Source organism: Allobosea sp. AAP35 (genome assembly GCF_001295925.1).
In the GTDB taxonomy this organism is placed as follows: domain Bacteria; phylum Pseudomonadota; class Alphaproteobacteria; order Rhizobiales; family Beijerinckiaceae; genus Allobosea.
Map to the genome: position 1 here is coordinate 108,457 of NZ_LJHQ01000003.1, position 16,868 is coordinate 125,324.

Below are 16,868 nucleotides of genomic sequence, written 5' to 3' on the forward strand. Positions count from 1 at the left end.
CACATTCGCGAGCCGGGGGGCTTTCCATGTTCGATCCGACCACATTCGTAGGCTTTCACACTTGGCTCAGCCTGGTTGCCATCGTAGCGGGGTTTCCCGTCGCGGCTGGGCTGTTGAACGGTCACATCCGCTCCGGCTGGACCGGCGTCTTCCTCTCGACCGCTTTCGCCACCAGCGCGACCGGTTTCGGCTTTCCCTTCAATGGCGTGCTGCCGTCCCATATCATCGGCGGGATTGCGCTCGTCATCGTCACGGTGGCCGGCTACGCGCTCTATGCCCGCCGGCTCGACGGCGCCTGGCGCCGTCTCTACGCCATCACCGCGATGCTGAGCTTTTATCTGCTGCTCTTCGTGCTGGTGGCACAGCTCTTCCAAAAGGTCCCCGCCTTGCACGCCATGGCGCCGACCGGGTCCGAGCCGCCCTTCGCGATCGCCGAAGGGCTCTTGCTCGTGGTCTTCGTGGCACTGACCTGGCTCGCGGCGCGCCGCTTCACGACCTATCGCGCGCTGGCCTGACGCCGCTTACGCACGCGCCTTCGCCGTCATCCGTAGCGGGTGCTTCGGCCGCAGCGTGATCTTGAGCGTCGGCTCGGGCGCCTTTCCAGAGACCGGGTCGAGTCGCAGCGCCGGCAGCAGCACGGCGAGGATCGCAACCGCCTCCATTGTCGCGAACGCGCTGCCGATGCAGATGCGCGGGCCTGCGCCAAAGGGCAGATAGGCATAGCGATGCCGTCCGCGACCGGCGTCCCCCAGGAACCGCGCGGGGTCGAACATGTCCGGCCGGTCCCAGAGCCGCTCATGCCGATGCACCGCCTGGATCGGCACATAGAGCACCATGCCCTCCTTCAGCGAAACGCCGCCCAGCGTGAACGGCGCCTCGACCTGGCGCGTGATCACGGGGGCAGGCGGGTACAGCCGCATGGCCTCCTGAAACACGGCCTTCGTCAGAGGCAGGGCAGCGATATGCACCGGGAGCAGCGGCCCGCCACCGGTAACCACGGCGATCTCGGCAAGCACTTTCGCCTCCCAGTCGCGGTGCTGCGCCAGCAAGTGCAGGGTCCAGGCCAGCCCCAGCGCAGTGGTCTCGTGCCCGGCGGTGACGAAGGTCAGGAGGTTGTCGACGACTTCGCCATCGCTCATCGCCCGGCCGGTCTCGGGGTCGGCGCTCGCCAGCAGCATGTCGAGCAGATCGCCACGCTCGGGCGGCTCGGCGCGGCGCTGGCGCACCAGCCCACCGAGGCTCTCGCGCAGATAGCGGGTCGAAGCCCGTGCCTTGCCTCGCCCGGGATAAGGCAGCCAGTCCGGCGCGCGGAACAGATTGTAGACGAACATGAAGTTGGTCGGTTCGAGATAGTCGGAGATCGCCTGCTCGACCTTTGCGACGTCGAGCGCCTGAGACCCCGACATCATCGTCTCGACGATGATGTCGAAGGTCGTGCGCATCATCTCATGGCCGATATCGAGCGCGGCTCCCCCGACACGCCAGCGCTCGCGCGTCGCTTCCGCGGCCGCGATCATCGCGGGCAGGAAACCGAGCAGCCGCTCATGCTGGAAACCAGTCGCCACCGCCTGGCGCTGCCAGCGCCAATGGGCGCCATCGGCCGTCAGCAGGCCTTCGCCGATGGCCGGGCCCAGCACCTTGCGGATCAGATCGCCCTTGCCAAGGTTGGTCGCCTGCTTCGTCAGCGCTTCCTGGATCAGCGCCGGGTCGCAGACATAAAGGCTGGTTCGCCGGCCGGTCTTCGCCAGCACAAGGGTCTCGCGATAGACCTCCGGCGGCATCGCCTGAAGTGGATTGCGCAGCAGCGAAGCGATGACGGACAAGGTGGGCCGCCGGCTTGTCACCAAGCCGGACGGCTCGGCCGTCATCTCAAGCGCATCGAGTATCGCCATGGCGCGTCTCCATCGTCGCGCGCCAGAATCGTGGTGCAATGCGGCGTCATCGGGGCCGCAATCAGTAGCCGCCGATGATCGGCAGGATTTCGCCCGTGATGTAGCTGGAGCACTGCGCCGAGGCGAGGAAGACATAGGCCGGCGCGATCTCCTCCGGCTGGGCGGGCCGCTTCATCGGCGTCTGCGAGCCAAACTGCGCGACGTCGTCCGCCTCCCGGTCGGATGGATTGAGCGGGGTCCACACGGGCCCGGGCGCCACCGCGTTGACGCGGATGCCGCGCGCCACGAGCTGCGCCGACAACGCCCGGGTGAAGGCGTGAATGCCGCCCTTCGTCATCGAATAGTCGATCAGCTCTTTGCTGCCGGTGAGCCCCGTGACTGACCCCGTGTTGACGATCGCGCCGCCCTGGCCCATCTGCGCCACCGCCGCCTGCGCCATGTGGAAATAGCCGTAGAGATTGGTCTTCAGTGTCGTGTCGAAATGCTCTTCGCTCAGATCCTCGAGACGCGAGGCATGGACCTGGAACGCGGCGTTGTTGACCAGCACATCGAGCTGCCCGAAGGCCTTGACGACCGTGTCGACGGCCTTGCGGCAGAAATTGGCATCGCGGACATCGCCAGCAAGCGCCATGCCGCGCTGGCCTTCCGCCTCGATCGCCTTCAGCGTGTCGGCGGCGTCAAGGCTTTCGTCGAGATGCAGGATGGCGACATCCGCGCCCTCGCGCGCAAAAAACACCGCAACGGCCCGTCCGATGCCGGAATCGCCCCCGGTGATGATCGCAACCTTGCCCTCGAGCTTGCCCGAACCCTTGTAATAGGGCGCGTCATACATCGGCGCCGGATCGAGCGCTGCTTCCGAACCGGGCTTGGGCTGGTGCTGCTTCTTGAAGGGCGGCTCCGGGTAGTTTCGCGCGCCGGCCTGCATCGCGCCCTCGGCCTCCTTGGTGGGTTTCCTGTCGGACCGGGCAATGTCCTTCTGAATGCGACGCTGCTGCTCGCCAGCCGCCTTCAACGCCTTGTCGGGCTTCGACTGCTTGCCGGGCTTCACCGCCTTGTCGGGCTGCGCCGCCTTGTCAGTCTTGCCGGAGGTGGGCTTCTTCGTGGATTTCGCCATGGGAGGGTCCTTGCCTGTCGCGCGCCTGTCGAGGGGTGAACAGGTGGGCGAACAGGGGGTTCCATCCTCCGCGCGCTCGCGCTCCCCGCGAGGGCGCGGCGATGACGCTCTTCCCCCGGCGCCTCGAACGCCCTAAACAGCGCTGATATCCCAGCGGCGGCAGAGCAGCCGGCGGCGACACCGTTTCGCCGCAGCCTTGTCGCAGACCTCATCAGACGGCGCACCATCCGCGCCCTCCGCACCACGGAACCTGAAAACCCATGTCGCTCGTCGATTCCGTCCGCAAGGTGATCGTGCCCATCCACAAGGAGGGCTATGTTTTCATCGCCATCGGCCTGGTGGCGACGATCGTGCTCGCCAATCTCTGGTCGCCCTTCGGCTGGATCGGCGCGATCGTCACGCTGTGGATCTGCTATTTCTTCCGCGATCCGATCCGCATCACGCCGCAGCGCGAGGGGCTGGTGATCTCGCCGGCCGACGGCCGCGTCAGCCAGATCGCCTCGGCCCTGCCGCCGCCGGAATTGAACCTCCCGGCCGAACCGATGACGCGCATCTCGATTTTCATGAACGTCTTCGACTGCCATGTGAATCGGGCCCCGGTCCCGGGCCGCATCGTCAAGATGGCCTACACGCCGGGCCTCTTCCTTAATGCCGATCTCGACAAGGCCAGCGACGACAACGAACGCAACGCGCTGGCGATCGAAACCAGCCACGGGATCGTTGGCGTCGTCCAGATCGCCGGCCTGATCGCGCGCCGCATCGTGCCCTTCGTCAAGGAGGGCGAGTTGATCGGCACCGGCGAGCGCTTTGGCCTGATCCGCTTCGGCTCGCGGGTTGACGTCTATCTTCCGCTCGGCGTGATTCCGCTGGTCGGCGAGGGCCAGACGGCGTTTGCAGGCGAGACAGTGCTGGCCGATTTCGCCGGCAGCGAGCCGGCGCTGCGGCTCTTCCGCGGGATTTGAGTGCCGCCTAGCCTCCGGCCCCAAAACCGCGTATCCCGGCTGGCATGAGCGATCTCTTTCCCCCCTTCGAGCCCGAACGCGCCGAATCCCGGCGCGCCCGCTTCAAGTCGATTCCATTCCGGCTGATCGCGCCCAATGTCATCACGCTGCTGGCGCTCTGCCTCGGCCTGACGGCGATGCGCCTCGTCGTCGAGGGCAAGCTCGAGACCGCCACCATCTGCATTCTCGTCGCCGCCGCGCTCGATGGCGTCGATGGCCGCCTGGCGCGCATGCTGAAGGGCACCTCGCGCTTCGGCGCCGAGCTCGATTCGCTCTCGGATTTCGTCAATTTCGGCGTCGCCACCGGCTATGTCCTGTGGATCTTCGTGCTGCACGATCTGCGCTCCTTCGGCTGGATCATCGTGCTGACCCTGGCCTGCGCCATGGCGCTGCGGCTGGCGCGCTTCAACGTCATGATCGACGATCCCGATCGGCCGGAATGGCAGAAGAACTTCTTCGTCGGCATGCCGGCCCCGGCCGGAGCGATCACGGCGATGCTGCCGCTCTATCTGCATTTCATCGGCGTGCCGGTGCAGGACTACGGCGCGGTGCCGGTCGGCCTCTACATCCTGTTCATCGCCTTCCTGACGATCTCGCGCATCCCCTGCTATGCCGGCAAGACGCTGGGCACCCGCATCCCGCGCGACAGGGTGCTGCCGATCTTCGTGGCGGTCGTGGTCGTGGCGGGGCTGTTCTTCGCCTATCCCTTCGAGATGCTGGCGCTGATCGTGCTCGCCTATCTCGCCACGATCCCGCTCAGCGCGGCCCGCTACCGCAAGCTCGACCGCGAACACGAGGCGGCTGCGGCGGCGTCCCCCGTTGCCGAGGATGCGCCGGCGGGTCCGGCCTGATCACGCTGCGGTCGGCCTGAGGGGCGATCAGCGCTGGCGGCCGAGGCGCGTCAGCCTCGCCGCATGGGAGCGGGTGCGCCCGAAGAGCGGCGCAAGGGTCGAATTGGCGGGTGTCTCGGCATGTCGGCGACCGCGTCCTGGCGGCATTGGCCTGCGGCGTCGCCATACGGCCGGCGAACGCCTGGGCCTCGACCCCGGCGATGGCCGCGGGACGCGGCTTTCGGGGTCGATGACGCTATGGAAGATTTCCGGGGAACGGACAGGGCGGCCCTTGCAGGGCCCTTCCGCGCGGCCATCGCGCTATGCGGCGTGGAGAGGTGTCGCAGCGATCCGCGTGAACGCAGGGTAAGGCTGGCGCACAGCTCGATCGAACATGTCAAAAAAACGCAACTATTCCATGTAAGGACAGATTTACACAGCATATTCAAAAGCTGACGTAATGGAATGTCATATAATAAACCTCTAGGAATCAGTTTTAACGAATTATTATTATTTTTGCATCTTATTTTGAAGGGTCAAGCGCCTCGACGCATCAGGCATGATGCGGTTCGGCGGCGCTACACTTCACCCATCATGGTCAGTGCCAAGGTTTCTTTAGAGGAGCCCCTCGTGACGTCCCCCATCAACGATCGCCTCGAATTTCTGCAGATCGACCAGAAGACGAAAGATGACGTCAAGCGGCTGAAACCGATCGTGGCCGCGCAGATGCCGGTCGCGCTAGCGCGGTTCTACGAGCACATCAAGCGTTATCCCGAGACGCGAAAGTTCTTCTCCTCGGAGACTATGATGAAATCGGCGCGAGATCGCCAGATTTCGCACTGGGAAATCATCGTCGAGGGTGAGTTCGGCGAGGATTACTATCGCCGTGTTTCAACGGTCGGTCAGACGCATGCCCGCATCGGGCTGGAGCCGCGCTGGTACATTGGCGGTTATGCGCTGGTGCTGGAGGACCTGATCCGAGCCGCAGTGTCGGCACAGGGCCGCAAGAAGGGCTGGTTTGCCGGCTCGGGCGACAGCGAGCAACTCGCCAATTCGCTGGCCAGCCTGAGCAAGGTCGTGCTGCTCGACATCGAACTCGCCGTGAGCGTCTATTTCGAGGCGGCCGAGAAGGCACGCCTCGAGGCTGAGGCGAAGCAGGCCGAGGTCGCGGCGGAGGCGATCCGGACCTCGCAGCAGGAGGTGGTCGGCCTCTTCGGCGATGCCTTCGGCCGGCTGGCCGCCGGCGATCTCAGCGCCCGCATCGACCATTCCGTGCCTGCAATTTTCGAGGGCATGAAGGAGAGTTTCAACGTCACTGTCGAGAAGCTCTCCCGCACCATGACGACGATCAAGGCCGCCTCCGCCGAGGCGCAGGCCAAGTCGGCGGACATCAAGAGCGGCGCCAACGACCTCTCACAGCGTACAGAGCAGCAGGCCTCGGCGCTGGAGGAGACGGCGGCGACGAGCGAGGAGATGGCGGCCTCCGTCAAGGCTTCGGCCCATGCCGCGCGTCAGGCGGCCGATCTCGCCTCCCGTGCCATGTCGAGCGCCCGCTCCGGCGGCGAGATCGCGACACAGGCGGTCGAGGCCATGAACATGATCGAGGAGGCTTCCCACAAGATCTCCGACATCATCCGGGTCATCGACGACATCGCTTTCCAGACCAATCTGCTGGCGCTGAATGCGGCGGTGGAGGCGGCTCGCGCGGGCGATGCCGGCCGCGGCTTCGCGGTCGTCGCCAGCGAGGTCCGCACGCTGGCGCAGCGCTCCGGTGAAGCGGCGAAGGACATCGCGGCGCTGATCGCATCGTCGAACGTCCAGGTGCAGCAGGGTGTCTCGCTGGTGCGCCGGGCTGGCGATGCGCTGACGCAGATCGTCGTCGATTCCGGTGCGGTCTCCGACACCATCGTCGAGATTTCGGCAGCAGCCGCCCAGCAGGCGACGGGAGTGGACGAGATGAGCCAGTCGGTCGCGCAGCTCGACCAGATGACCCAGCAGAACGCGTCGCTCGCCGAGCGCAGCGCCGCATCCGCCAGCCTGCTCTTCGCCAAGGTCGGCGAGCTGAACGATCTGGTCGCTGCTTTCCGCACCAGCCAACAGGCCGGCCTCGGGCTGGCGGCCAGGGAGGGGGGCTATACCGGCGCTCCGATCGTGCCTGCCGAGCCCGAGCGCCTGCGCAAGCTTGCCGCCGCCGCCTTCTCTCCCGGCCGGGCCACCAAGCAGGTCGCCAATGGCCGTCCGCAGGCGACGGGCTGGGACGAGTTCTAGCGCTTGCGACGTCAGGAGCGCGCCGGCTCGCTGGGCTGGTGCGCCCCTGACGCGTTGAAACTCCAAAAGGCCGTCAGCGGGGGCTGTCGGGTTCGGCAGCGAAAGCCGCTGACGTGACCATTCATCGGCGCTCCACGAACGCTGCGCGATGCGTTTGCTCCAGGGTCGGCCGTCAAGAGACGGCGTGGTCTCCAAGGTCAGGCGCTGCGGCGCGATTCACGAGTGAGAGTGAGACGTCGAACAGGGTTTCTGGACCCGTCGACGGCACTTCCGCCGCATCGCACCGGCGGGTCTGCGGAGCCGGCTGCGATCAGCCTGAGGGCGATCAGCGCTTGCGGCCGGGGCGCGTCAGCCTCGCCGCATTGGCGCGGGTCCGCTTGGAGAACGGCTCGAGCGTCGAATTGGCGACCTTGGCGGCTTCCTCGGCATAATCGACGGCGGCCAGCGGATTGAGCGCGACCCCCCACCAGAACATCACGGCGGCCTGGCTGGCGGCAAAGCCGCTCTCCATCACGGCGGACATCTTCTCGCTGACCGCACTGGCCGCCTCGCGCTGGCCGTGGCTATCGCCGAGCGCGCCGCGCATCAGGATCGGCATGCGCAGCGCGATGGTCATGCCGGCATCGGCCTGCAACGTCACCATGCGGGCGGCAAGCGCCTGCGCCTCGACCCCGGCGGCGGCCGCGGGACGCGTCTTTCGGGTCGATGACGCCATGACGGAAGGCTCCGGAAAGATGGGAAAGATCGCGCCAAGGGCGCAGAACGGCCAGATAGTGCACCGGCCGACAGGTCGATCAACTGTGGCCTTTCGCGGTCAAAGGTGCAACGCCGCGTAGCGGCGGAGGTTGCATGTATGATGCGCATGGTGAATGCCGAGAGCAAGAACAGTGTGATGGCGTGCGTCTGGCGCATCGCTGGGCTGGCCGCCGTGCTGCGTATTTCTCCCCTGCCCAAAATGCTCTAGAGCCTGTTGCCTATGCGCGGCGTCCCGCCCGCGCCGGAATCGGTTCGGACTGCCCGTGAGCTTCTTTGCCTCTCCCAAACATCCCGGTTGGCGGCCGATGCTGGTCCTCGCCTCGGCCTCGCCGCGCAGGCTCGCGCTTCTCGAACAGGCGGGCCTCAAGCCCGATGCGATGCTGCCGGCCGATCTCGACGAGACGCCGCTGAAGGGCGAGCGCCCGCGCGATCTCTCCCGCCGCCTCGCCCGCGAGAAGGCGCAGGCTGCTAAGATCGGCGCCGCCAGCCGGCCCGATCTCGAAGGCTGCTACATCGTCGCCGCCGACACAGTCGTCGCGGTCGGCCGGCGCATCCTGCCCAAGGCCGAGATCGTGGATGAAGCCGCAGCCTGCCTGCGCCTGCTCTCGGGCCGGGCTCACAGGGTCTACACCGCGGTCGCGTTGGTGACGCCGGGTGGCGCGATCCGCGAGCGCGTGGTCGAGACCAGGCTGCGCTTCAAGCGCCTCGCGACCGAGGACATCGAGACCTATCTCGCCTCGGGCGAATGGCGCGGCAAGGCCGGTGGCTACGCCATCCAGGGCATCGCCGGCTCCTTCGTGGTCAAGCTCGTCGGCTCCTACACCGGCGTGGTGGGTCTGCCGCTCTATGAGACGGTGAACTTGCTCGGCGGCGAGGGATTTCCCGTGCGGTTCGGCTGGATGAATGTGGGGTAGGGCGCCCGGGCTTCCGGCATGGTCGAGGCTTCAGCGCATGAGGAACCGTTTTCAGCGACGTGGGTTGACCAGCCTCATGCCTCCGGTGGTTGTGGCCTGGCGCGAGAGCGCCTACACTGTGCCCTCAGAGGGCCCACCATTCACGATTGAACGGGGCGCTTGCCAGTGAGTCCGAGTGTGCAAGACCCCATGCTCGCAGACGCCCGCCTTTTCTATCAGCCGCAGGTCAGTTCGGACGGCAAGACGCTGCTGGGGGTCGAGTGCCTGCTGCGATCCGTCCATCCTGACGGCGCCGTGTCTGGCCCGGATGGCATTCTGGGCCGGATCGACAGCGACGCGCAGGCTGATCAGCTGGATTGGTGGGTGATCCGGCAGGCCTGCACGGACGCCCGGCGCTGGCCGGGGCTGACGATCGCGATCAACATCAGTGCCCGTCAATTCCAGTCTCCCGATTTTGCCAGCCTTTTGCTGGATGTCATCGGCGAGATCGGCATCGACCCCGGGCAGCTCGAACTCGAATTGCTCGAGAGCGGGATCATCGAGAATTTCGAGGGCGCCATCGCGACGATGAACCTCCTGCGTCAAAGCAGGATCAGCATCGCGCTGGACGATTTCGGCACCGGCTATTCCAGCCTCGCCTATCTGCAGAAGCTCCCGATCGACAAATTGAAGCTCGATCGCTCTTTGATCGGCAGCACGGGCGAACTCAAGGCGGCCGCCATTGTCCAGGCGGTCACGGCGCTGTCGCGCGCCCTGGGACTGAAGGTCGTGGCGGAAGGCGTGGAAACGAAAGCCCAGCAGCAATTCCTGCGCGTGGCCGGCTGCCATCTTCTGCAGGGCTACCTCTATTCGCCTGCGGTGAGCGCCAGCGACATCGATGCGTTCATCGCGAGCGGGTGGCCGGCGACGCGGTGAGGCTGCAGGATCGCACTGCCGCAAGCGGGAGATGGCGCGGCATGTCTCACTGCGACAGGACGGGATCCCCGCCCAGCGGTCCCAGGCCCTTTGGAACCGGCACTTCGCTCGCGCGGTAATCGGACTTCACCACGAGTTTCGGGTTTGCCGAAAGATAGAGCTTCCGCACCACGATCAGCGTGAAGGCGGACTGCTGGGCCACTTCGTTGGTGGCGTCGATCACGAGCTTGCCGCGCGGCAGATACATCGTGCCGGTCAGGTTGGACACGTAATTGCTTTTGATCACATGTTCCCGGTCCAGCGACACGGCCCGGTCTTCGAAAAACAGCAAACCGGCCAGAGGCCCGTCCTTGGGCGCGTTGAGAACGACCTTGGCGTTGCTGAGGAACTGGAACGTGGTCTTCTCGCCCTGAAGGTAGAAGCCGACATGATCGCCGCGGATATCGGCATTGGAGTCGACGACGAGGGGCCCGTCCTTGATGACATAGGCTCCGGGTTCGAACTTCACCACGGAGTTCCCGCCGATGAAGAGGCCGCCGCAATAGGTGCCGGGCGTCAGGACATGGCGTGCGTTCGTCGATCCCTTGTCGATGACGCTGAGGTGTTGCGCCTTGCAGGCCTCGGCGGGCGGCCCCGGTCGCGCCGCGAGGGGGTCGTCGACCGGAGGGCAGTCGACCAGCTTGCGAGCGACGAATTGGCCCGAACCGGAATAGCCGCCGGCCGAGCAGAACAGCTTCGCGGTCACACGGATGCCGCTGTCGGATTTGACGCCGGTGGCGCTCTTCGAATTCGAGTAGACGTTGCAATCCTGCGCTGTCAGCCAGGAATTCGACTTCATGTAGATCGCCTCGGTGCTCGCCAGATCGAGAGCGACCACACAGATTTTCTGATTGCCGACGACGGTGGCTGTGGCCGTGGCGCTGATGCCGGCCTCATTGGTCGGCAGCAGGCCCGGAAATGAGTTTCGCATGGGGCGAGCGATGCGAACTTCGACCGATCGATTGTCATTGGTGATCCGCGCCGTCACGGAATTCCCAGTATGGAGGCTGTGTGATTCGAGTTGACGCAGCGCGAAGCCGTTCACCACCTCGGAAATGCGCTTGTCCGTAAGGTACCCGTTCGACAACTCCCGCGCCGCCGCGATCGCCGTGGCATCGGCCGCAGCCTGCATCACCACCCGGTCGCGGGTCGCGTATCCGTAGTCGATGGTGATGCCGGCGCCGACCAGGAGAACGGGCAGCGCGATCGCCGCCGCGATCACGACGCCGCCCTGGTTGCTGCTCCGGAAGCGTCGAACCATGACGATGATGGCGTCGCCACCCCGAATGTTTGCCGCACGCGCCCGCCTGGACGGCCCCGGGCCGGGGCCGTGAGCTGTCATGCGCCGATCTTCATGCAGGTGACGGCACCTTTTTGCGGCGGTTCCTGCGCCACGTCAGCGAGCCAGATGGGCTGCGGTCGAACCCGGGCCGACGCCTTCGGGAACCGGGATGTTCGTCGATCCGTATTTCGCGTTGAGGAACATGGTCGGCCCGGCCGACAAGGTGAAGCGCCGCGCGACGACGATGGTATAGGCCGACTCGGCGGCGACCGGCTTGTTGGCGCCGATGTTCAGTTCGCCTTGCGGGAAATAGAGGGTTCCCAGCAGCACCTTTGCGTCATTGCTCAGGATCTCGTGCTTCTGGTTGGCCGGCGAATTGCGGTCCTCGAAGAACAGGATGCCGGCCATCGTGCCGTCTTTCGGCGCGGTGAGATCGATCTTCGTGCCGCTGTCGAAACGCAGCACCGCGCCCTTGCCGTTCAGGTAGATGCCGACATTGGCGCCGGTGAGGGATGCGGTCCCGGAGACGTCGAGCGGCCCGTCCTTGAAGACGTAGATCCCTGACGTCAGCGTGACGACGGCGTTCTTGCTGACCTTGATGCCGCCGCAATAGGTGCCAGGGTTCAGCGTCGTGCTGCCTGTGATCTTCAGGTCGGTTGCGCTGCAGCCGCCGATCGCGGGCGGCGGGCGCGAGGCCAGGGGGTCGGCCAGAACGGGGCAGTCCAGCGTCGGGCTGGGGACGAAACTGTCGTGTTTGTCCTTGTAGCTGCCGCCGGCCGAACAGATGAAGCGAGCACGCAGAAGCGAGTTGTCCTTCGCCTTCAGACCGTCCTTCTTCATCGAATTGGAGTAGACGGCGCATTCCGGCGCCTCGAGCTTCGCGTCTTTCTCGAGATAGATCGTCTCGTTCTTGTCCTTCTCCAGACCGATCACACAGATCGATGCCGTGCCCAGGACCCGCGCGGTGGCACGCGCGCCGACCGTCACCGTCTCGGTCCCGAACATATGCATGATGGTGGTTCTGGCGACATTGCTGACCTCGACGGTAACCGTCAGCTTCTTGATGTCGATCGTCGTCGAGACCGTGCCGGTATGGTTCGCGGCTTGCAGAGACATCGCCGCGAATTTCTCCGCCGCCGACTGCACCGCCGTCGGGGTGGCATTGGCGAGCCGGAACTCCCGCGCGGCTGCCAGCGCCGACGCGTCGGCGATGGCTTGAAAGGCCGTCCGCTGCTGGCTCAAAAGTCCATAATCGACGACGATGCCGGCCCCCATCAGCAGGGCGGGCAAAGCGGCCCCGAACACGATCAGCGCGCTGCCGCGGTCGTCGCGGCCAAAACACGCCAAGACGCGGCTCATGAACGGGGCTGTCATCTCAAGCCGCCTTGAGGGCGCGATGCGCCCGAATCATGAAGCGGATCTGGTGGCCCAGAAGCCGCCAGTTCACCGGCTTGCACATGAAAGAGGTGGCGCCCGCCGCATAGGCCTCGTCGATCGAGACCATGTCCTCGCGCCCGGTGATCACCATCACCGGCAGATCGTCGAAGCGGGGGTCGGCGCGCAGTCGGCGCACCATCTCGATGCCGCTCATGCCGGGCATGTCGACATCGATCAGGGCAACGTCGAAAGCGGAGGTCGCCAGCAGCGCAAGCCCTTCCTCGGCCGAGGCTGCCGTCGTGACCGAACCCTCCGGTGTCGCCAGATAGACCGAGCAGAATTCCCGCTGGATCGGATCATCGTCCACCGCGAGGATCAAAAGCTGATCGCTGAGCACGTAACTGAACGGGATGCTGTTGCCGTCTGTCGCCATGACACGCTCCCACGGCACTGTTCTGGTGCCTGACCCAGCAACCATGGCGAGCAGTTGCAAATAAACAGTTGCGGCTACGTCGGGAAAACGCCGAGTTCGTTTGGAATTCAGTAAGCATGGGCTGCCTATCGTTCCCGGATGCCCCTTCGTCTGCATTTGTCCATTCGCAACCGGCTGATCCTGCTTGTCGTCGCCTCGACCTTGCTGGCGAGCTTCATTCTCGTGGCCGTATCGGTCTGGCGGGAGACGGAAAGCTACGCATTGTCGCGTCGTGACGGATTGCTGAGCGCAGCCCAGGCCATTGCGGCAGCCGCCTCGCGGCCGGTGTCCGAACAGGATTCCGGCGCTGCCTATGAGGCGATCAATGCCATTGCCCGCATGAAGGGGATCACCTTCGCCGGCATCGAAACGAGTGACGGTCTGGCGCTGGCCGATATCGGCGCAGCCGAACAGCTCGCCGGCGATCTCATCGTCGCGGCACCCGATACGCGCTGGTCACTGCCTGCGATCCTGCGCAGCCGAACCATGGAGGCCACGGTCCCGATCGTTCATGGCGGCGTGCCTGTCGGCAGCCTTCGCGTCATCGCCGATACGCGGGACCTGCCGGCGCTGATCCGCAGCGCCATCGAAGGCACCCTGCTGACCGGCGCCATCGCGACGCTGTTTGCCGTGGCCCTGGCGCTGCGGCTGCAGCGCCGCATCACCGGCCCGCTGGGTGCCCTGACGCAGACGATGTCGCGCGTCCGCGACGAGCATGATTACGGGGTGACGCTGCAGGCCACCTCGCGCGACGAGATCGGCATCCTGGTCGACAGCTTCAACGGCATGATCGGCGACATCCGCGAGCGCGACCGCAGGCTCGCCGACCATCGCGACAAGCTGGAACGCGATGTTGCCGACCGCACCGCCGATTATCAGCGCGCGGCGCTGTCGGCCGACAAGGCCAACCAGGCCAAGTCGGATTTTCTGGCGACGATGAGCCACGAGATCAGGACGCCGATGAACGGCATTCTGGTGATGGCCGAGCTTTTGGCGGCGGCCGAACTGCCGCAGCGCGCCCGCCGTCAGGCACAGGTCATCGCGCGGTCCGGCACCAGCCTGCTCGCAATCATCAACGACATTCTCGACATCTCGAAGATCGAGGCCGGCAAACTCGAGGTCGAGATCCTCGAGATCGACCCGGAGGACACCGTCGACGCCGTCCTGCAGCTCTTCGGCGACCGGGCCCGCTCGAAGGCGCTCGATCTCTGCCCCGTCATGGAGAGCCCGACGGGGCTGACCATCAGTGCCGATCCGGTGCGGCTCGGCCAGGTTCTGAGCAATCTTGTCAACAACGCCCTGAAATTCACCGATCAGGGCGGCGTCTCCGTCCGGGTGACCCGTGAGAACGACAGCCATCTTCGGTTCAGCGTGACCGATACTGGCATTGGCATCCCTGCCGACAAGCTCGGCACGATCTTTGAATCCTTTTCGCAGGCCGATCAGTCGACCACCCGCACCCATGGCGGCACGGGGCTGGGTCTGTCGATCGCGCGCCAGCTGGTCACGGCCATGGGTGGCACGCTGACGGTTGAAAGCGAGGTTGGTCGCGGCAGCACCTTCTCCTTCGCGCTGCCGGTCGCGCAAGCGTCGCAGGTGCCGCCGTGGCAGGCCCCGGAGATCTCTGGCAAAACCGCCCTCATTGCCTTGCCCCAGCTGCAGACGGCCGCGATGCTGCAGGCCGCGTGCGCCGCTGCTGGTTTCAACAGCCACACCGCCGATGCCATCCCCACAGCAGAGGAAGAGGCCAGGCCCACCATTGCCATCGTCGCTGCCGAGGCGCTGATGCAGGCTCGCGACCGGGCGCAGACCGTCATCGTGCTGGCCGGGGCAACCGAGGACGCCGATGCGCTGATCGCGGCTGGCGCCGATGAGGTGCTGGCCTGGCCGGTCCAACGCCGCGACCTCGTCCGCATCATTGCCTCCGTGCTGGCCGGCGAGCCGCTGCGCCGCATGCCGACCGCGCGCGCCGATGCGGGCGAGCTGCGCCAATTCCCGCAGTTGCGCGTCCTCGTGGCCGATGACAGCGCGGTCAACCGTGAGGTCGCCGACGCGGCCCTGCGTCGCTTCGGCATCGCCGCCGACTTTGCGGAGGATGGCGTCGAGGCTGTCGCGGCGGCCAAGCAGAAGGTCTTCGATCTGATCCTGATGGATGGCAGTATGCCGCGGCTCGACGGTTTCGACGCGGCGCGCGCCATCCGCGCCCATGAGGCGCAGACCGGCCGGTCGCGCGTACCGATCGTCGCGCTGACCGCCCATGTCGTCGGCGCCGCTGCCCATGCCTGGCGCCAGGCCGACATGGACGATGTCGTCCACAAGCCCTTCACCCTGGCCAGGCTCGGCGCGGTCATCGCCGCCTTTGCGCCCTCTGGTGCGGAGGGGGCGCTCGGGACGTCGCCGGCCGCTCCAGAGGAAGCCGCACCTCCGTCGCCCGCCACCCCCGACAGCGACGTCTATCTCGACGAGACCGTGCTGCGAGACCTGATCGCCATGACCAATGGTTCGCTGGAGACGGCCCGCCGCATCGCCGAGCTCTACACGGTGAAATCGGTCGAGGAGGCGCAGGCCCTGAGCGCGGCGACGCAGGCCGGAGACCGCGACCGGATCGCCAAATGCGCCCATGCCCTGAAATCGATGAGCGCCAATCTCGGAGCCAGCCGTGTCGCGGCGCTTGCCGGCGAGATGGAGCGTGCCGCCCGCGAAAACGCTGCCGCGCCAGCCAGCGAGGACGACTGCCGGGAGCTCGACGCGATCCTGCGGCAGACCCATGTCCGGTTGAACGCCGCGCTCGCGCAAGCCGCGTGAGGGTACGCGTCAGCCGACCTTGCCGCGCCGCGCCCTTGCACGCCGCGCCATAACCCCCGATCCTTGTGCGTGCAAACGCGCCAGCCTCACAAGGCGCGCCAAACGGGAGGATACGCATGACGGGACGTCTGAGGGGCAAGGTCGCGATCGTGGCCGGAGCGGGGTCGATCGGGCCGGGCTGGGGCAATGGCAAGGCCACCGCCACGGTCTTCGCCCGCGAGGGCGCGAAGGTGATCTGCGCCGACATCGACCTCGCTGCGGCCGAGGAGACGGCGGCCTTCATCCAGAACGAGGGTGGCCAGGCCTTTGCGGTGCAGACCGACGTCACCAGCACGGAGGCGATGGCCGATCTCGTCGGCCGCACGCTCGGCCGCTATGGCCGCATCGACATCCTCGACAACAATGTCGGCATCGCCGAGGTCGGCGGCGTCGTCGAACTCTCGGAAGAGGTTTGGGAGCGCGTCTTCAAGGTCAACCTCACCGGCGCGTTTCTCGCGATGAAGCATGTCATCCCGGTGATGCAGCGCCAGTTCGAGGAGAGCGGGGAGGGCGGCTCGATCATCAACATCTCCTCGATCGCCTCGATCCGCTACACCGGCGTGCCCTATGCTAGCTACTCGGCCACCAAGGCGGCGCTGAACCAGCTCACCCGCACCACCGCCGTGCAGTACGCCGCCCAGAAGATCCGCGTGAACGCGATCCTGCCGGGTTTGATGAAGACGCCGATGGTCGAGCACTCGGCGGGCTTGGCCCAGGTCTACGGCCAGGGCGACATCGAGGCGATGTGGGCGGCGCGTGACGCGCAGGTCCCGATGGGCCATATGGGCGAGGCCTGGGACGTCGCCTATGCCGCGCTGTTCCTGGCGAGCGATGAGGCGCGCTATGTCACCGGCCTCGAAATGGTCGTCGATGGAGGAATCACGCTCAAATATGGCTGACAACGAGAACACCCCGCCGGCCGCGGCTGCCGCGCCCGCTCTGAAACCCTGCGCGAATTGCGGCAAGCCGGCGGTGGCGCGCTACAAGCCGTTCTGCTCGTCGCGTTGCGCCGACATCGATCTCGGCCGCTGGCTCAAGGGCAGCTACGTCATCCCCGGCGAGGCGGTCGAGGAAACCGAGACGGGGCTGCCGTCGCGCGATCGCGACGACGAGGCCTGAGAGCTGCGACGGGGAGAGGTTTCAACCAGCCAAAAAGCTGTCAGC

Annotated in this window: 15 protein-coding genes; 9 read left to right on the forward strand and 6 right to left on the reverse strand. The window is 66.1% G+C overall.

The genetic code is table 11. The annotated features are described in order from the left end of the window. Positions 1-26 precede the first annotated feature (26 nt). The gene (locus tag IP69_RS01545) at positions 27-515 is read left to right on the forward strand and encodes a hypothetical protein (protein WP_054141049.1); all 489 of its coding nucleotides are present in this window, start codon (positions 27-29) and stop codon (positions 513-515) included. 6 nt (positions 516-521) lie between these two features. Here the strand turns inward: IP69_RS01545 and IP69_RS01550 are convergent, their stop codons facing one another. After that, positions 522-1,892, reverse strand: coding sequence for a cytochrome P450 (locus tag IP69_RS01550; protein WP_054141050.1), 1,371 nt, complete (start codon positions 1,890-1,892; stop codon positions 522-524). 61 nt (positions 1,893-1,953) lie between these two features. Then, positions 1,954-2,904: an SDR family oxidoreductase gene (locus IP69_RS01555; RefSeq protein WP_054141398.1), complete on the reverse strand. Its 951-nt coding sequence runs from the start codon at positions 2,902-2,904 to the stop codon at positions 1,954-1,956. A gap of 362 nt (positions 2,905-3,266) precedes the next feature. On the opposite strand from IP69_RS01555, the gene IP69_RS01560 reads away from it, so the two are divergent. The 3 genes from IP69_RS01560 (at position 3,267) to IP69_RS01570 (ending at position 7,105) form a co-directional block, all read left to right on the forward strand. After that, positions 3,267-3,968, forward strand: a complete 702-nt coding sequence (locus tag IP69_RS01560; protein WP_054141051.1) for a phosphatidylserine decarboxylase — start codon at positions 3,267-3,269, stop codon at positions 3,966-3,968. 44 nt (positions 3,969-4,012) lie between these two features. After that, a complete protein-coding gene (locus tag IP69_RS01565) occupies positions 4,013-4,858 on the forward strand; it encodes a phosphatidylcholine/phosphatidylserine synthase (RefSeq protein ID WP_054141052.1) in 846 nt (281 codons plus the stop codon). Positions 4,859-5,467: 609 nt separating this feature from the next. After that, the gene (locus IP69_RS01570) at positions 5,468-7,105 is read left to right on the forward strand and encodes a globin-coupled sensor protein (protein WP_054141053.1); all 1,638 of its coding nucleotides are present in this window, start codon (positions 5,468-5,470) and stop codon (positions 7,103-7,105) included. A gap of 325 nt (positions 7,106-7,430) precedes the next feature. Here the strand turns inward: IP69_RS01570 and IP69_RS01575 are convergent, their stop codons facing one another. Next, positions 7,431-7,820 (reverse strand): hypothetical protein, encoded by a 390-nt coding sequence (locus IP69_RS01575; RefSeq protein ID WP_054141054.1) that lies wholly within the window; start codon positions 7,818-7,820, stop codon positions 7,431-7,433. Positions 7,821-8,166: 346 nt separating this feature from the next. Between IP69_RS01575 and IP69_RS01580 the strand changes: the two genes are divergently transcribed. Beyond that, a complete protein-coding gene (locus IP69_RS01580) occupies positions 8,167-8,775 on the forward strand; it encodes a Maf-like protein (protein ID WP_054141055.1) in 609 nt (202 codons plus the stop codon). 189 nt (positions 8,776-8,964) lie between these two features. Beyond that, positions 8,965-9,690 (forward strand): EAL domain-containing protein, encoded by a 726-nt coding sequence (locus tag IP69_RS01585; RefSeq protein WP_054141056.1) that lies wholly within the window; start codon positions 8,965-8,967, stop codon positions 9,688-9,690. Between the two features lie 46 nt (positions 9,691-9,736). Here the strand turns inward: IP69_RS01585 and IP69_RS01590 are convergent, their stop codons facing one another. The 3 genes from IP69_RS01590 to IP69_RS01600 are packed head-to-tail and all read right to left on the reverse strand — an operon-like array spanning position 9,737 to position 12,977. Continuing rightward, positions 9,737-11,071, reverse strand: coding sequence for a pilus assembly protein TadG-related protein (locus IP69_RS01590; RefSeq protein ID WP_082358784.1), 1,335 nt, complete (start codon positions 11,069-11,071; stop codon positions 9,737-9,739). A gap of 54 nt (positions 11,072-11,125) precedes the next feature. Beyond that, a complete protein-coding gene (locus IP69_RS01595) occupies positions 11,126-12,385 on the reverse strand; it encodes a pilus assembly protein TadG-related protein (RefSeq protein ID WP_054141058.1) in 1,260 nt (419 codons plus the stop codon). 1 nt (position 12,386) lies between these two features. Then, a complete protein-coding gene (locus IP69_RS01600; protein ID WP_197279615.1) occupies positions 12,387-12,977 on the reverse strand; it encodes a response regulator in 591 nt (196 codons plus the stop codon). Here IP69_RS01600 and IP69_RS01605 point away from each other — a divergent pair. The 3 genes from IP69_RS01605 (at position 12,960) to yacG (ending at position 16,823) form a co-directional block, all read left to right on the forward strand. Continuing rightward, on the forward strand, positions 12,960-15,665 hold the full coding sequence (locus IP69_RS01605) for an ATP-binding protein (RefSeq protein ID WP_054141060.1): 2,706 nt from the start codon (positions 12,960-12,962) through the stop codon (positions 15,663-15,665). The genes IP69_RS01600 and IP69_RS01605 overlap by 18 nt on opposite strands. A 116-nt stretch (positions 15,666-15,781) precedes the next feature. Beyond that, positions 15,782-16,603: a glucose 1-dehydrogenase gene (locus IP69_RS01610; protein WP_054141061.1), complete on the forward strand. Its 822-nt coding sequence runs from the start codon at positions 15,782-15,784 to the stop codon at positions 16,601-16,603. Beyond that, positions 16,596-16,823: a DNA gyrase inhibitor YacG gene (yacG, locus tag IP69_RS01615; protein ID WP_054141062.1), complete on the forward strand. Its 228-nt coding sequence runs from the start codon at positions 16,596-16,598 to the stop codon at positions 16,821-16,823. The genes IP69_RS01610 and yacG overlap by 8 nt, the downstream gene beginning before the upstream one ends. Positions 16,824-16,868: the final 45 nt, after the last annotated feature.

Bases quoted from the DNA above. Each gene is read 5' to 3' on its own strand.
- IP69_RS01560 (WP_054141051.1), top strand. From the start codon at position 3,267: ATGTCGCTCGTCGATTCCGTCCGCAAGGTGATCGTGCCCATCCACAAG.
- IP69_RS01600 (WP_197279615.1), bottom strand. From the start codon at position 12,977: ATGCAGACGAAGGGGCATCCGGGAACGATAGGCAGCCCATGCTTACTG.
- yacG (WP_054141062.1), top strand. From the start codon at position 16,596: ATGGCTGACAACGAGAACACCCCGCCGGCCGCGGCTGCCGCGCCCGCT.
- IP69_RS01545 (WP_054141049.1), top strand. From the start codon at position 27: ATGTTCGATCCGACCACATTCGTAGGCTTTCACACTTGGCTCAGCCTG.
- IP69_RS01585 (WP_054141056.1), top strand. From the start codon at position 8,965: ATGCTCGCAGACGCCCGCCTTTTCTATCAGCCGCAGGTCAGTTCGGAC.
- IP69_RS01610 (WP_054141061.1), top strand. From the start codon at position 15,782: ATGACGGGACGTCTGAGGGGCAAGGTCGCGATCGTGGCCGGAGCGGGG.
- IP69_RS01565 (WP_054141052.1), top strand. From the start codon at position 4,013: ATGAGCGATCTCTTTCCCCCCTTCGAGCCCGAACGCGCCGAATCCCGG.
- IP69_RS01595 (WP_054141058.1), bottom strand. From the start codon at position 12,385: ATGACAGCCCCGTTCATGAGCCGCGTCTTGGCGTGTTTTGGCCGCGAC.
- IP69_RS01580 (WP_054141055.1), top strand. From the start codon at position 8,167: ATGCTGGTCCTCGCCTCGGCCTCGCCGCGCAGGCTCGCGCTTCTCGAA.
- IP69_RS01590 (WP_082358784.1), bottom strand. From the start codon at position 11,071: ATGACAGCTCACGGCCCCGGCCCGGGGCCGTCCAGGCGGGCGCGTGCG.
- IP69_RS01605 (WP_054141060.1), top strand. From the start codon at position 12,960: ATGCCCCTTCGTCTGCATTTGTCCATTCGCAACCGGCTGATCCTGCTT.
- IP69_RS01575 (WP_054141054.1), bottom strand. From the start codon at position 7,820: ATGGCGTCATCGACCCGAAAGACGCGTCCCGCGGCCGCCGCCGGGGTC.
- IP69_RS01550 (WP_054141050.1), bottom strand. From the start codon at position 1,892: ATGGCGATACTCGATGCGCTTGAGATGACGGCCGAGCCGTCCGGCTTG.